General features: G+C 68.0%; 11 protein-coding genes. 6 read left to right on the plus strand and 5 right to left on the minus strand.

Going from position 1 to position 12,859, the window contains the following annotated elements; genetic code table 11:
- Nucleotides 1–81: 81 nt before the first annotated feature.
- The 3 genes from glgC to malQ are packed head-to-tail and all read left to right on the plus strand — an operon-like array spanning nt 82 to nt 4,612.
- A complete protein-coding gene (gene glgC / locus D577_RS0111745) occupies nt 82–1,347 on the plus strand; it encodes a glucose-1-phosphate adenylyltransferase (RefSeq protein ID WP_018947665.1) in 1,266 nt (421 codons plus the stop codon).
- Nucleotides 1,337–3,124, plus strand: coding sequence for a glycoside hydrolase family 57 protein (locus D577_RS0111750; RefSeq protein WP_018947666.1), 1,788 nt, complete (start codon nt 1,337–1,339; stop codon nt 3,122–3,124). The genes glgC and D577_RS0111750 overlap by 11 nt, the downstream gene beginning before the upstream one ends.
- A gap of 3 nt (nt 3,125–3,127) precedes the next feature.
- Entirely contained in the window at nt 3,128–4,612 is a 1,485-nt protein-coding gene (malQ, locus tag D577_RS0111755; protein ID WP_018947667.1) for a 4-alpha-glucanotransferase, read from the plus strand.
- Nucleotides 4,613–4,717: 105 nt separating this feature from the next.
- Here malQ and D577_RS0111760 read toward each other — a convergent pair whose 3' ends face one another.
- From D577_RS0111760 to mtgA, 4 genes are all read right to left on the minus strand, one after another.
- Entirely contained in the window at nt 4,718–5,311 is a 594-nt protein-coding gene (locus D577_RS0111760; RefSeq protein WP_018947668.1) for a hypothetical protein, read from the minus strand.
- Nucleotides 5,312–5,487: 176 nt separating this feature from the next.
- Nucleotides 5,488–6,174: a zinc metallopeptidase gene (locus tag D577_RS0111765; RefSeq protein ID WP_018947669.1), complete on the minus strand. Its 687-nt coding sequence runs from the start codon at nt 6,172–6,174 to the stop codon at nt 5,488–5,490.
- An 86-nt stretch (nt 6,175–6,260) separates the two neighbouring features.
- Nucleotides 6,261–8,573 (minus strand): mechanosensitive ion channel domain-containing protein, encoded by a 2,313-nt coding sequence (locus D577_RS0111770; protein WP_018947670.1) that lies wholly within the window; start codon nt 8,571–8,573, stop codon nt 6,261–6,263.
- Nucleotides 8,574–8,633: 60 nt separating this feature from the next.
- Nucleotides 8,634–9,368: a monofunctional biosynthetic peptidoglycan transglycosylase gene (gene mtgA, locus D577_RS0111775; protein WP_018947671.1), complete on the minus strand. Its 735-nt coding sequence runs from the start codon at nt 9,366–9,368 to the stop codon at nt 8,634–8,636.
- A 212-nt stretch (nt 9,369–9,580) separates the two neighbouring features.
- Between mtgA and D577_RS0111780 the strand changes: the two genes are divergently transcribed.
- From D577_RS0111780 to scpB, 3 genes are read left to right on the plus strand one after another with little or no spacing between them, the layout of a single operon-like run.
- Entirely contained in the window at nt 9,581–9,910 is a 330-nt protein-coding gene (locus D577_RS0111780; protein WP_018947672.1) for a hypothetical protein, read from the plus strand.
- On the plus strand, nt 9,903–10,295 hold the full coding sequence (locus D577_RS0111785) for a thiol-disulfide oxidoreductase DCC family protein (RefSeq protein ID WP_018947673.1): 393 nt from the start codon (nt 9,903–9,905) through the stop codon (nt 10,293–10,295). The genes D577_RS0111780 and D577_RS0111785 overlap by 8 nt, the downstream gene beginning before the upstream one ends.
- A gap of 34 nt (nt 10,296–10,329) precedes the next feature.
- Nucleotides 10,330–11,013 (plus strand): SMC-Scp complex subunit ScpB, encoded by a 684-nt coding sequence (gene scpB, locus D577_RS0111790; RefSeq protein ID WP_018947674.1) that lies wholly within the window; start codon nt 10,330–10,332, stop codon nt 11,011–11,013.
- Between the two features lie 12 nt (nt 11,014–11,025).
- Here the strand turns inward: scpB and D577_RS0111795 are convergent, their stop codons facing one another.
- A complete protein-coding gene (locus D577_RS0111795; protein ID WP_018947675.1) occupies nt 11,026–12,846 on the minus strand; it encodes a long-chain fatty acid--CoA ligase in 1,821 nt (606 codons plus the stop codon).
- Nucleotides 12,847–12,859: the final 13 nt, after the last annotated feature.

A 12,859-nucleotide genomic window follows, 5' to 3' on the forward strand; every position in this document is an offset into this window, starting at 1 on the left:
ATCCGCTTCACGTAGAGTGGGGCCGGTCAACGGAATCCGCGGGGGAACCCGCAACCAGCAGCTTTCTGCAAGGATGGGCCTATGAACCCTCAGCCGCAACGGTTCGTCAGCCGACTGACCCGGGAAACCCTGGCACTGGTGCTCGCCGGAGGTCGCGGGTCGCGACTCAAGCAACTGACGCTGTGGCGGGCCAAGCCCGCCGTACCCTTCGGCGGCAAGTTCCGCATCATCGATTTCCCGCTGTCCAACTGCATCAATTCCGGGATCCGCCGCGTGGCGATCCTGACCCAGTACAAGGCGCATTCGCTGATCCAGCACATCCAGCGCGGCTGGAGCTTTCTGCGCGGCGAGTTCGGCGAATTCATCGAACTGCTGCCGGCGCAGCAGCGCATCGAGACCTCCTGGTATTCCGGGACTGCCGACGCGGTCTACCAGAACGTCGACATCATCCGGCAGCACGCCCCCAGTTATGTGCTGATCCTCGCCGGCGATCACATCTACAAGATGGACTACGGACAGATGATCGCCCAGCACGTGGAAAGCGGGGCGGACATGACCGTGGGCTGCCTGGAGGTACCGAAGGAGGAGGCCACCGGGTTCGGCGTGATGGGCGTGGATGCCGAGGGGCGCGTGACCTCGTTCGAGGAGAAACCCGACGATCCGGCGACCATCCCGGGCAGCGAGACCCATTCGCTGGCCTCCATGGGGATCTACGTCTTCAACCGCGATTTCCTCTTCGAACAGCTCATTCAGGATGCCGACGACACCTTTTCCAGCCACGATTTCGGCAAGGACATCATCCCCCGCATCATCGAGAAACACCGCGTGATGGCGTACCCGTTCCGCGACGAGGCCGGCCAGCGTCAGGGTTACTGGCGGGACGTCGGCACCATCGATTCCTACTGGAAGGCCAACCTGGAGCTCATCGGCGTGACCCCCGAACTCAACCTGTACGACAGCGAATGGCCGATCTGGACCTACCAGGAGCAGCTCCCGCCGGCCAAGTTCGTGTTCGATGACGACGACCGCCGTGGCATGGCGATCGACTCGATGGTCTCCGGGGGCTGCATCATCTCCGGCAGTCGGGTGCGGCATTCGCTGCTGTTTTCCAGCGTGGAGGTCAGCGCCTGCGGCGAGGTGGAGAACTCGGTGATCCTGCCCGACGTGCAGGTGGGCGAAAACGCCGTGATCCGCAACGCGGTGATCGACAAGGCCTGCCGCATCCCGCCGGGGACCGAGATCGGGCTGGACGACGAGGCCGATGCCCGCGATTACTACGTCTCCCCCGGGGGCGTGCGCGTGGTCACCCCGGAGATGCTCGGCCAGGCGCGTCACCATGTCCGCTGAGCGCTCCTCGAAGGCCCTCGCCCGCGTCCCGGACAAGCTGGACGTGGTGCTGTGCTGGCACATGCACCAGCCGCAGTACTTCGACGGCGGCCGCCGGGAGTATGCCCTGCCGTGGACCTACCTCCACGCGCTGAAGGACTACACCGACATGGCGGCCCATCTGGAGGCCTGCCCGCGGGCGCGGGCGGTGGTGAACTTCGCCCCCATCCTGCTGGAACAGATCGCCGACTATGCGCGGCGCGTGGACCGGGCCCTGAAGAACTGTGTGCCGGTCGGGGATCCGGTGCTGGACATGCTCCATATGGACATCGTGCCGGTGGAGCCGGACCAGCGCCGCGAGATCATCCGCGCCTGTCTGCGCGCCCACGCGCCGCGCATGATCGACCCGTTCCCGCTGTTCGCGCGCCTGGCCGCGATCGGCCGTCAGGCGCTGGAGGACGACATTCTGCTGGCGCATCTGGACGGGCGCTTCTTCCAGGAACTGGCCACCTGCTATCATCTGGCCTGGACCGGCGAGACCGTGCGTCGCGCGCGGCCCGAACTGCAGGGCTGGCTGAAGGCCGAAGCCGGTTTCGAGTCCGGGGTGCGCCGACGCCTGCTGGAGATCCTGCGCGATGAGCTGCACAACGTGATCCCGCGCTACCGCAAGCTGGCGGAACAGGGGCGGGTGGAGCTGTCGTTCACCCCCTACGCGCACCCCATCATGCCGCTGTTGCAGGACCTGGCTTCGGCCCGCGAGGCCATGCCCGAGGCCGAACTGCCGGAGGCCCCGGCGTATCCCGATGGTGAAGCCCGGGTGCGCTGGCACATCGAACGCGGGCTGGAGGTGTTCGAGAAGCACTTCGGCATGCGTCCGACCGGTTGCTGGCCGTCCGAGGGCAGCCTGAGCGAGGCCACCATTCGCCTGCTGGACGAATACGGCCTGCGATGGACGGCCAGCGGCCAGGGCGTGCTGGGCAACAGCCTGGAAGCGGCCGGCAGCGCACCGGACGCGGAGGACAACGGTAACGGCAACGGCGAGGGCGAGGAAGACGGGCCCCGCGACCTGCAGGGCTGGCTGCACCGTGGCTATCGACTGCGCGACACCGAGATTGCGCTGTATTTCCGCGATGACGGACTGTCCGACGCGATCGGTTTCCGCTACGCCGACTGGCACGCCGACGACGCGGTGGCCGACTTCGTGCACCACATCGGGAACATCGCCGAGGTGGCCCCGGCCGGCAGCGTGGTGTCGGTGATCCTCGACGGCGAGAACGCCTGGGAGTACTACCCCGAGAACGGCTTCCATTTCCTCAGCGGGCTGTACGAGGCCCTGGCGCAGCACGAGCGGCTCAACCTGTGCACCTTCGACGACGTGTGCGCCCATGCCAGTACCGCCGGTGGAGCGGCGCCTGTCGAGCTCCCGTCCCTGGTTGCCGGTTCCTGGGTCTACGGGACCTTTTCCACCTGGATTGGCGACCCTGACAAGAACCGTGGCTGGGATCGGCTGATCGAGGCCCGCGAGGCCGTGGATGCGGCGATCGCGAAGGACCCCTCGCTGGATACACCGGAACTGCGCGAACAGCTCGCCATCTGCGAGGGTTCCGACTGGTGCTGGTGGTTCGGGGCCTACAACCCGGCGGGTTCGGTCAGTGACTTCGAACAGCTCTATCGGCGCCACCTGGCCCGGTTGTACCAGCTCGCCGGCCTGGCGGTGCCCGAGGCCCTGGAGGAGGTGCTGTCGGTGGGCGGTGGCGATCCGGCTGCCGGAGGGACCATGCGGAAAGGGCAGGACTGATTCATGGAAGAAACGCAGCATTCCAATCCCCTGCTGCAGCGGCGTCGTGCCGGCATACTGCTGCATCCGACCTCGCTGCCGGGCCCGCATTCGGTGGGGACCCTGGGCGACGAGGCGTTCCGGTTCGTCAACTGGGCGGCCTCGGCGGGTTTCACCCTGTGGCAGGTCCTGCCGCTGCACCCGGTGCAGAGTGATGGTTCCCCCTACGCCAGCATCTCGGCCTTTGCCGGTGATCCGCGCCTGATCGATCGCTCCCGGCTGGCGGAGGCGACCGGGATCGTCGATGACGGGCGGGCGGTCGAGGAACTCCTGGAACGAGCCGGTGCCGCGGTGGCGCGGGAAGAGCATGCCCTGCATGCGGCGTACCGCGTCTTTCTGGAGGAGCAGGGGCCGGTCTGGCTGGACGATTTCGCGCTGTTCTGCGTGATCCGTGCGCGCCACGACGATCGCCCCTGGTGGGAATGGGATCCGGAACTGCGCGATCGCCAGCCGGAGGCCCTGGCGCGTGTCGCGCGGGAAGAAGCGCAGGCGCTGGAACAGGTGCGGTTCGTGCAGTTCGTGTTCGCCGATCAGTGGCGCGCACTGCACCGCCACGCGAACGACTGCGGACTGCTGCTGCTGGGGGATATGCCGATCTTCGTCGCCCACGACTCCGCGGATGTCTGGAGCCACCGGGATCTGTTCGATCTGGATGAGCGCGGGCAGCCGCGCACGGTCGCCGGGGTCCCGCCGGATTACTTCTCCGAGACCGGACAGCGCTGGGGCAATCCGCAATACCGCTGGGACCGTCTGGCCGAGACCGGCTATGCCTGGTGGATTCGCCGCGTTCGGCGTGCGCTGGAGACGGTGGATGCCCTGCGCATCGACCATTTCCGGGGGTTCGAGTCGAGCTGGGCGATCCCGGCCGAGGAGCCGGATGCCACCCGGGGTTACTGGTTCGAGGGGCCCGGTGCCGAATTCTTCGAGGCGCTGGCCGACGAACTCGGGTACCTGCCGGTGCTGGCCGAAGATCTGGGGGTGATTACGCCGGAGGTCACCGCGCTGCGCGAGCGCTTCGATTTTCCCGGCATGCGGATCCTGCAGTTCGCGTTCGAGGGCGGCGAGGCCAACCCGTACCTGCCGGCGAATCATGACGAGATGAGCGCCGTGTATACCGGCACCCATGACAACGACACCACCGTAGGCTGGTTCGCGTCACTGGATGAACCCATGCAGCAGCACGTGCTGAATGTCCTGGGCGAACCGGAAGATGCGGCCGACACCATGCCCTGGCCGCTGATCCGCACGGCGTACGCCTCGCCGGCGCGTATCGCGATCCTGCCGATGCAGGACGTGCTCGAGCTGGACAGCAAACACCGGATGAACCGTCCCGGGACGGTGGAGGGTAACTGGGACTGGCGTTTTGACTGGGAGTGGGTGCCCGGAGAGCGAGCCGGCGAGATGCGGGCACTGGCCGAGGCGCACGGGCGCCTTCCGCCCGACTCCTGAGCTCGCGGTCCCCGCGGGGAACCCCACGGGCCACAATGAAAAAGGCCCGGTCCTGAGAGGACCGGGCCTTGCTGGCTGCCTGCGAGTTCGCCTGCGAGCAGGCTCCTACTGCTGGGGCGCCATGCCGGGCGCGCCACCGCCACCCCCGGGCTGCTGTTGCTGCATCATTTCCTGCTGCAGGGCTTCCATGCGCTCGATGACATCGTCAATGTCGGCGTTTTCCGCACGCATGGCGCTCATCAGGTCTTCCCGCAGGGATTCCTGGGCGTCCAGGATCTCCGGATCCTCGGCCACGGCCTGCTGGGCTTCCTGCAGGTTGCGCTGCGCCTGCTGAACGTCTTCGGACTGGATCAGCTGCTGGCGTTCTTCCGCGCTCAGGTCGGGATCACGCAGGCCTTCCTCGGCGGATTCCAGGGTGTCCAGATCGGAACGCGGTTCAAAACCGGCGGCTTCCATCTTGTCGAGGACCAGTTCTTCCAGTTCCTCGCCCTTGCGCTCCAGCTCGGGGTTGTTTTCGATGGCCTGCTGCTGGGTCTGCGCGAGGGTCTGCTGGAGTTCCTGCATCTCCACCTGGGGGCCGCCCTGCTGTTGCTGGCCGCCCATGCCCTGGCCCATGCCCTGGGCGTGGGCCATGCCGCTGGCCAGTGCGAGGACCGCGGCGGCGGTCAGGCCGATGATCGACCGGGAATGTTTCTGCATCGTACTGCTCTCCTGAAAGGATGTCTCTTGCCACTCTGAAGGCGAGTGATGAACCACAGCTTAACAGCCTCGAGGGCCGGGTGTCGGCCCGCCAACGGGGCATGATGCCGGCTGTGGCGGTGGTGGAGAGACCGCGCAGGAGGCCCTTGCGTTCCATTGGCGGGCGACTCGCCCGATCAGCGCCGCAGGTAGCGGAACCACGAGGCGATGTTCAGCAGACTGGCGAGTGACTGGGCGAGATAGGTATACGCGGCCGCGCGCAGGATACGCTCTGCGTGGCGGTAATCCGGTTCGTGCAGGTAGCCGCCCTCGCGCAGCATCGGCATCGCCCGACGGAAACTCGCGTCCAGTTCCGTGGGCAGGGTCACGAAATGGACCAGCGCCGCCATGCCCATCGACAGCACGCCGGCCAGGAAGAACAGGATGCCCGGCGCCGGGTGGCGGGTGATCAGGGTGATGATCGGGATGCCGATCATCAGGATCGCGCCCAGCCGCTGGGCGTGACGGGTGGCGGCCACCAGGGTGCCGCGCAGCTGCAGCGGGCGGTAGCCCCGTGCGTGCTGCACCGCATGGCCGACCTCGTGGGCCGCCACGGTGACCGCGGTCAGCGAATGGCCGTGATAGTTCTCCTGCGACAGCCGCACCGTGCGATCGCCGGGATCGTAGTGGTCGCCGTCTTTCGTGGTCTCCACGTCCACATGGGTCAGACCGTGGCGGTGCAGCAGCTCGCGCGCCATGGCCGCGCCGCTGTAGCGGTAGCGGTCCTCCGGGCGGTGATATTTCTCCATCGTGCGTCGGACCCACCACCCGGGCAGCCAGGCGACGAGCAGCAGCAGCGGTATGACCAGGATCAGCAGACGCATGCCATGATCTTCGCCGGAGCGGCCCGCCGGTCCAAGAACCCCCGGCGGCCTGCGGGGCGTACACTGTCCGGCGGGTTACTGGCCGGTCACTCGTCGACGTCGTCGTAGTCGCCCTTGTGCTTCGGATTGGGGCGTGCCCGGCGGTCCCGCGAGTAATCGGTATCGTCGGTATCCGCTTCGGGCACGCGCCGCGATTCCAGTACCCGAAGGTTGGCGGCCGGCGCCGAGCCGTCCTTGTCCTCGCCGAAGTACAGCGTGGTGTGCGGGAACGGGATCTCGATGCCGGCAGCGTCGAAGTGGCGCTTGACCAGGCGGTTGAACGCGCGGCCCAGGCCGAACTGGGTGCCGGGCGCGGTCATGATGCGGATGCGGATGTTGACCGAGGAGTCGTCCAGCGCGGTGACTCCGTGCACCTCCATCTCGTCGAGTACGTTGGGGCCCTGTTCCGGGTCCTGCTTGAGCTCCTCGAAGGCCTCGCGCAGGCGGACGATGACCTCGTCGATGTCCTCGCGATAGGCCACCCCGTACTCGCCCACGTGGTAGGCGTATTCGCGCATGTAGTTGGAGACCGCATCCACCGAGGAAAACGGGATCAGGTGGTAGGTTCCGGCAAGATCGCGCATCCCGAGGGAGCGGATGGTGAGCTTCTCCACCGTGCCGGTGATGCCGGTGACGGTGATCACGTCGCCCACGTTGATGGCGTTCTCCAGCTGGATGAACACCCCGGTGATGATGTCCTGTACCAGCTTTTGCGCGCCGAAGCCGATCGCCAGGCCGAGCACGCCGGCGCCGGCCAGCAGAGGGCCGATGTTGATGCCGAGCTCGGCGAGCACGATCATCAGCGTGAACACCAGCAGCGCGATGGCGACCGCATTGCGGAAGATGGTCAGCAGCGTCTGCTCGCGCGCCGTGGGTTCGCCGTTGCCGGTATTGGGGTTGAGGCGGTGCTCGATCCAGCTGGCGAACACCAGCCACACCAGTGCCGCACCGAGCAGGATCAGGGCGACGGAGATGGCGGTGCCCAGGATCAGCGTGCCCGCACCCGAGCGCACCCAGTCGAACAGGTTGAAGGCGCCCCAGCCGTCGGCGATGACCGCGAGCACGATCAGCAGGATCACCAGGCGCATGGTCTTGAGTGCCTTCGGTACGTAGGCATTCAGGCGCGTTTCCAGCAGCGGGAACTTTTCCCGCGTTTCTTCGGGAAGGGCGATTCTGCGCCCGATGATCTGGGTCAGCAGGGTCGCCACGAAGAAGCCGACGAACGCGGCGATCAGAGTCTGCAGGGTGGCCGTGGCCATGAACGGCAGTGCGTCTTCGGGCCGCACGACGCTGACCACCGTCAGGGCGAGGAAGTACAGCAGCGCCAGGACGTGCCAGAAACGGGCCAGCAGGCCGGTGGTGATGCGGGTGAAGGAGAAATACGAACGGTTCGCCAGGACCATCAGGCGGTCGTGCACCCGTTGGCGGTTCTGCAGGATGATGGTCGCGGCGTACAGGAAGGCGGTCAGCATCACCAGCAGTCCCAGCGTGCGTCCGGCCTCCAGCGAGATGTGCAGGCTGGTCAGCGGGACCAGGAGCAGCAGGCCGTAGCCGATATAGGAAACGATGCGGGCCAGCCAGGCGTTCCAGTAGGCCGCTTCCTCGCCCTCCATGGGGAGCAGGCGCAGGCCCTGGTAACGGGTCGCGAAGATCAGCCGGAGCGCGGCGCGCGCAAGCTCGATGAGCAGGAACGCATTGAGGAACAGCGAATGCCGGGTCTCCATGGCGCCGGTTTCGCCGAGTACGAACAGCGCCAGCGCGTAACCCGCGATCCAGGCCAGAACCACGGCGACGAAATCGATGACCGCGGCCAGCCCGACTCCGGGAAGGGTGCGCAGCAGCCGGTACCGTTCTGCGGCATTGAGGACCCAGCGGTTCAGCCCCCCGAACATCGGCGAGACGGCGCGGCGCAGTACCCAGTAAACGATCAGCGTGAAAACGATCACGAGCGCGAGGTCCGTCACTGCCATGCCGAAGGCTATCGGTTCGATCGCCCGCAGCTGTGCGGCGGTGTCCTCGACGACCGTCCCCAGAGTACGGATCTCGGCGACGGCCCCCTCGGCCAGTCCCTGGGTCATGCGGGCGATGCGCCGCGGCAGGGCCACGGCTTCCTCGTCGGCGTTCTCCGGTGCAGCGTCCGCGGCGCCTTCATCCCCAGGGGTGTCGCTGGCCCGCAGGGTTTCCAGCAGCCGGTCGCGTGCCTCGGGATCCTCCAGCAGTTCGATCAGCGCGGCGTGTGTTTCGGCGGAGGACGGCGTCTCGTCCGCGACCGCCGAGCCCGAGACCAGCAGGGTCAGTGCGGTCAGCAGGAAGACGAGAACGGCCAGGAGGCGATGCGGGACGGGAAGTCGTGCGGGCACGCGGAACCTCGGACGGGTTGGAGGAAAGGCCTGCGAGTGTAAAGGTTACAGCGCGTCCCGCTAAAGCCCGGGCTCGCGCACGGGCCGCAGCCAGCCGGGGCCCAGCACCCGCATCTGTTCCTCGATCCAGGCGATGCGGCGCTCCAGACCTTCGCCCGGAGTGACCGGGTCGAGCCTTCCCGGTGACGGCAGGATGGCCGCCAGGCGTGCGGCCTGCTGCGGCGTCAGTTCGCTGGCGGGGACGTCGAAATAGTGCTGCGCGGCGGCTTCGATGCCGTAGATGCCGGCTCCCCACTGGGCCAGGTTGAGATAGACTTCCAGGATGCGTTCCTTGGACCACAGCACCTCCATGCCCACGGTCAGACCCGCCTCCAGGGCCTTGCGCAGCCAGGAACGCTCATGCCAGAGAAACAGGTTCTTGGCGGTCTGCTGGGTGATGGTCGAGGCCCCGCGCAGGCGTCCGCCGCGGGCGTGGTCGGTCAGGGCCTGGCGCACCGACGACCAGTCGAATCCGCGGTGCCGCGGGAAGCGCTGGTCCTCGGACGCGATCACCGCCAGCAGCACGGCGTCCGGCAGTTCGTCCAGCGAGCGCCACTGGGGGCGGTGCCGGGAGGCGGTCGCGCGGTCGGTGGCCGTGACCATCGCCATGCCGTAAGGTGGATCGACCCGGGCGAAATACAGCAGCACCGCGACCACCGCGGCCAGCACCAGCCCCAGCAGGGCGACGAGCAGCCACAAGAGGTAGCGCAGCGGCCCCGGTGGCCGGGCGCGGCGACGTCGACCCAGGAGCATCATCGCGGGCGCCCCTCCGCCATCGGGGTTTCGTGGTGGTTGTACCCGGAGTACCGTTTCATCGGAAGCAAGAATAGCGCAGGAAAGGTCCGGCTGTGGCGAACTCCGCGACCTCCGCGCGGCCCAAGGATCACGGAGATCGCCATTCGCCGCGGATCACGCGACAGGCCGGCCGGACGCGTTCCGGCCCATCAGAGACAACAAGGAGGCGAGCCATGGAATACCTGCCGTATCGCTACACCAGCGGAAGCGGGGAGCAGCTGACCTTCGAGTTCGCGCTGCATCCCGAGACCGATTCGGCCGTGCGCGTGCAGCAGTTGCTGGATCGCGTGCTGACCACCGTGGATCACGAAGTGGCGGTGCTGGGTGACACCTGCAACGGTGATCTGTTGCAGGCGCTGGCGATGGCGCTGGCGGTGCGCACGGAAATGATCCCCGCCGACGGCGAGATGACCCGCGGTCTCGCGCGCGATGTGGTGGAGCGTGCACTCCGGGCGCTGCCCGAGGCGCGCCATGAAATGACCGGGCCCGTCGGCCATGCCTGACACGCGCGAACGGCCCGTGGTGTTCTTTGACGGCGGTTGCCCGCTGTGCCGCCGCGAGATCGGCCACTACCGGCGCCTGGACACGGCCGGCCGGATCGACTGGCGGGACATCCATGCGGACGCCGCGGCGCTGGAAGCCCGCGGCATCGCGTGGGAGGACGCCATGCGGCGCATGCATGCGGTGGACGAACACGGCCGGGTGGTGAGCGGGGCTTACGCCTTCGTCGCCACCTGGCGGCACCTGCCGTACTACCGCGTGGCGGGGGCGGTGCTGCATCGGCTGCCGCCGGTGGTCTGGCTGATGGACCGGGTGTACAACGTGTTCGCCCGTTCGCGCTGGCGTTCCCGCTGTCGCGACGGTGTCTGCCCGCCGCCACCGTTATAATCGGCGGTTCGTCCAGGCATGCCCGGGAGGGCCGATGTCCAGCAACGATGTCCCCGACCACGCCGGGCCTGCGGCGGAGCCGCCGGCACCCGACGCGCTGGAGCTGACCCTGGAGGCGGTTCTGTTTGCCGCCACCGAGCCCGTACCCCTGCGCGATCTGCGCGCCGCCTGCGCGGAATCGGGCGAGGTCGACCGCGCGTCGGTGGAGGCGGCGCTGGCGCATCTGGAGGCGCGCTATGCCGACCGCGCGATCGAACTGGTGCGTTCGGCCGGCGGGTATCGTTTCCGCGTCCGGTCGCAGTACTCGGGCAGCGTGCGCGCGGCGCGGCCGGAACGCCCGCAGCGGCTGTCGCGCGCGTTGCTGGAGACCCTCGCGATCATCGCCTATCGCCAGCCGGTCACCCGCGCCGAGATCGAATCGGTGCGCGGGGTGGCGGTCAGTTCGGGGATCATGCGCGGGCTGCAGGAACGGGAATGGATCTACGTGGTGGGGCACAAGGAGCTGCCGGGGCGGCCGGCGCTGTACGGCACCACCCGCAGCTTCCTCGACGACCTCGGACTGCAGGCCCTGGACCAGCTACCGCCGCTGGACGAGATCCGCGATCTGGCCGACGTGGCCACCGACGCCGGGCTGTCACTGGCGACCGACGAGGCCGACGATGACGGCGACGGGGAGGGGGACGCAGCGGAAGCCGGCGAATCCCGGGAACCGTCCTGATCAGCGTTTCCTTCAGCGGTCGCGGCCGTTGTACATGGTCTCGATCGCCTCGCGGTAGTGCTCCCGGATCACCGGCCGCTTGAGTTTCATGGTCGGGGTCATCATGCCGTTCTCCACGCTCCACGGTTCGTGGATCACGTACACGTGGCGGATGCGCGCGTAGCCGGGGAAGTCCTCCAGCTGGTGGTGGATGCGGTCGAGGATCGCGCGTTCCACCTTGCGCGGGGGCTCGCCCGCGGTCGCCGGGTCGATCCCCTGGTCGGAGGCGAAGGTCTGCCAGGCGTCCGGTTCGGGAACCATCAGGGCGGTGAGGAACGGCTGCCCGTCGCCCACCACCATGATCTGGTCGAACAGGCCGTCGAGGCCGATGGCCATCTCCATGTCTGCCGGCGGTACTTTCTCGCCGTTGGTCAGTACCAGGATGTCCTTGATGCGGCCGGTGATGTAGACATGGCCGGAGTCGTCGATGCGCGCCTGGTCGCCGGTGCGCAGCCAGCCGTCGGCGTCGATGGTCTCGCGCGTGGCCTCTTCGTTCTTCCAGTAGCCCAGCATCACGCAGTTCGAGCGGGTCTGCAGCTCGTTGTTTTCGCCAATGCGTACATCGACATCCTTCAGCGGCTTGCCGATGGAGGCCGGCAGGTTGTCATCCGGGGTGTTCACCGTGACCACCGGGCCGGCCTCGGTCATGCCGTAGCCCTGCAGCACCGGCAGCCCCAGGCCGATGAACAGTTGCGCCACCGGAGGCGGCAGCGGTGCCCCGCCGCAGACGGCGAACCGGACCTGGCCGCCGAGGCGGTCCAGCACCTTGCGCGCGACCACGCGCTCGAGCAGTGGCCACAGCAGGAAGGCGGGGGACCAGCCACCGCGGCCCTGCTGGTGTTCGAACCGGCGCCAGCCCACGGCGGCAGTCTTCTCGAACAGCCAGCGGCCGAGCGCCGACTTCTGCCTGAGACCGGCCCGGATCCGCCCGCGCACGCGTTCGTAGATCCGTGGCACCGAGATCAGCACCGTCGGCCGGATGGTCTGCAGGTCTTCGCCGAGGAGCTGAATGGAGCGGGCGAAAGCCACCTCGGCTCCAACCATCATCGGCATGTAACAGCCGGCGGTGCGTTCCATCATGTGCGACAGCGGCAGGAACGACAGGAACCGGTCCGACGGCCCGAGCGGGCCCGTGAGAGACGAGGCCCAGGCGTTCTCCAGGATGTTGCGGTGCGAGAGCATCACGCCCTTCGGACGTCCGGTGGTGCCGGAGGTGTAGACGATGGTCGCCAGGGCGTCGGGGTCCAGTTCCGGATAGCGGATCGCGGACGGGTCGCCGCCCTGCAGCCAGTCTTCCAGTGGCAGGACCCGCGGATCGCCCGAGGTGCCCGCGTTGTCGCTCAGGCGCACCACGCGCTTGAGCGACGGCATCTTCTCCAGATGCTCCAGCAGGCGGCGGCCATGCACCGTGTCGCCGATGAGCAGGGCGCGCGCCTGGGTCTGCCCGATGATGTAACCGACATTTTCGGGACGGTCATCGGTGTACAGCGGGACCGTGACCAGGCCCATTTCCATGGCGGAGAGGTCGGCGGCGATCCACTCGCGCGAGTTGCCGACCATGATGGCGACGCGGTCGCCCGGCCGCAGGCCCTCGGTGGCCAGCGCCGCCTGCCAGCGGTCGACCGTGCGGCCCATCTCGCCCCAGCTGCTGGAGGTCCATTCCTCGCGCTCGGGGTCGAACTGGCGGTAGGCCGGGGCATCGGGGGTCGCGGCCACGCGGGCGCGGAACAGAGCCGGCAGGGTGGGGGCGTCTTCCGGACGGATGGTCGCGGGGTGGACCCGGGCATTGGACATGTGCGGTCTCGCT

The organism is Thioalkalivibrio sp. AKL17, from assembly GCF_000377885.1.
In the GTDB taxonomy this organism is placed as follows: domain Bacteria; phylum Pseudomonadota; class Gammaproteobacteria; order Ectothiorhodospirales; family Ectothiorhodospiraceae; genus Thioalkalivibrio; species Thioalkalivibrio halophilus.

Coding starts and splice junctions, on each gene's coding strand:
- glgC (WP_018947665.1), top strand. CDS start 82: ATGAACCCTCAGCCGCAACGGTTCGTCAGCCGACTGACCCGGGAAACC.
- D577_RS0111750 (WP_018947666.1), top strand. CDS start 1,337: ATGTCCGCTGAGCGCTCCTCGAAGGCCCTCGCCCGCGTCCCGGACAAG.
- malQ (WP_018947667.1), top strand. CDS start 3,128: ATGGAAGAAACGCAGCATTCCAATCCCCTGCTGCAGCGGCGTCGTGCC.
- D577_RS0111760 (WP_018947668.1), bottom strand. CDS start 5,311: ATGCAGAAACATTCCCGGTCGATCATCGGCCTGACCGCCGCCGCGGTC.
- D577_RS0111765 (WP_018947669.1), bottom strand. CDS start 6,174: ATGCGTCTGCTGATCCTGGTCATACCGCTGCTGCTGCTCGTCGCCTGG.
- mtgA (WP_018947671.1), bottom strand. CDS start 9,368: ATGATGCTCCTGGGTCGACGTCGCCGCGCCCGGCCACCGGGGCCGCTG.
- D577_RS0111780 (WP_018947672.1), top strand. CDS start 9,581: ATGGAATACCTGCCGTATCGCTACACCAGCGGAAGCGGGGAGCAGCTG.
- D577_RS0111785 (WP_018947673.1), top strand. CDS start 9,903: ATGCCTGACACGCGCGAACGGCCCGTGGTGTTCTTTGACGGCGGTTGC.
- scpB (WP_018947674.1), top strand. CDS start 10,330: ATGTCCAGCAACGATGTCCCCGACCACGCCGGGCCTGCGGCGGAGCCG.
- D577_RS0111795 (WP_018947675.1), bottom strand. CDS start 12,846: ATGTCCAATGCCCGGGTCCACCCCGCGACCATCCGTCCGGAAGACGCC.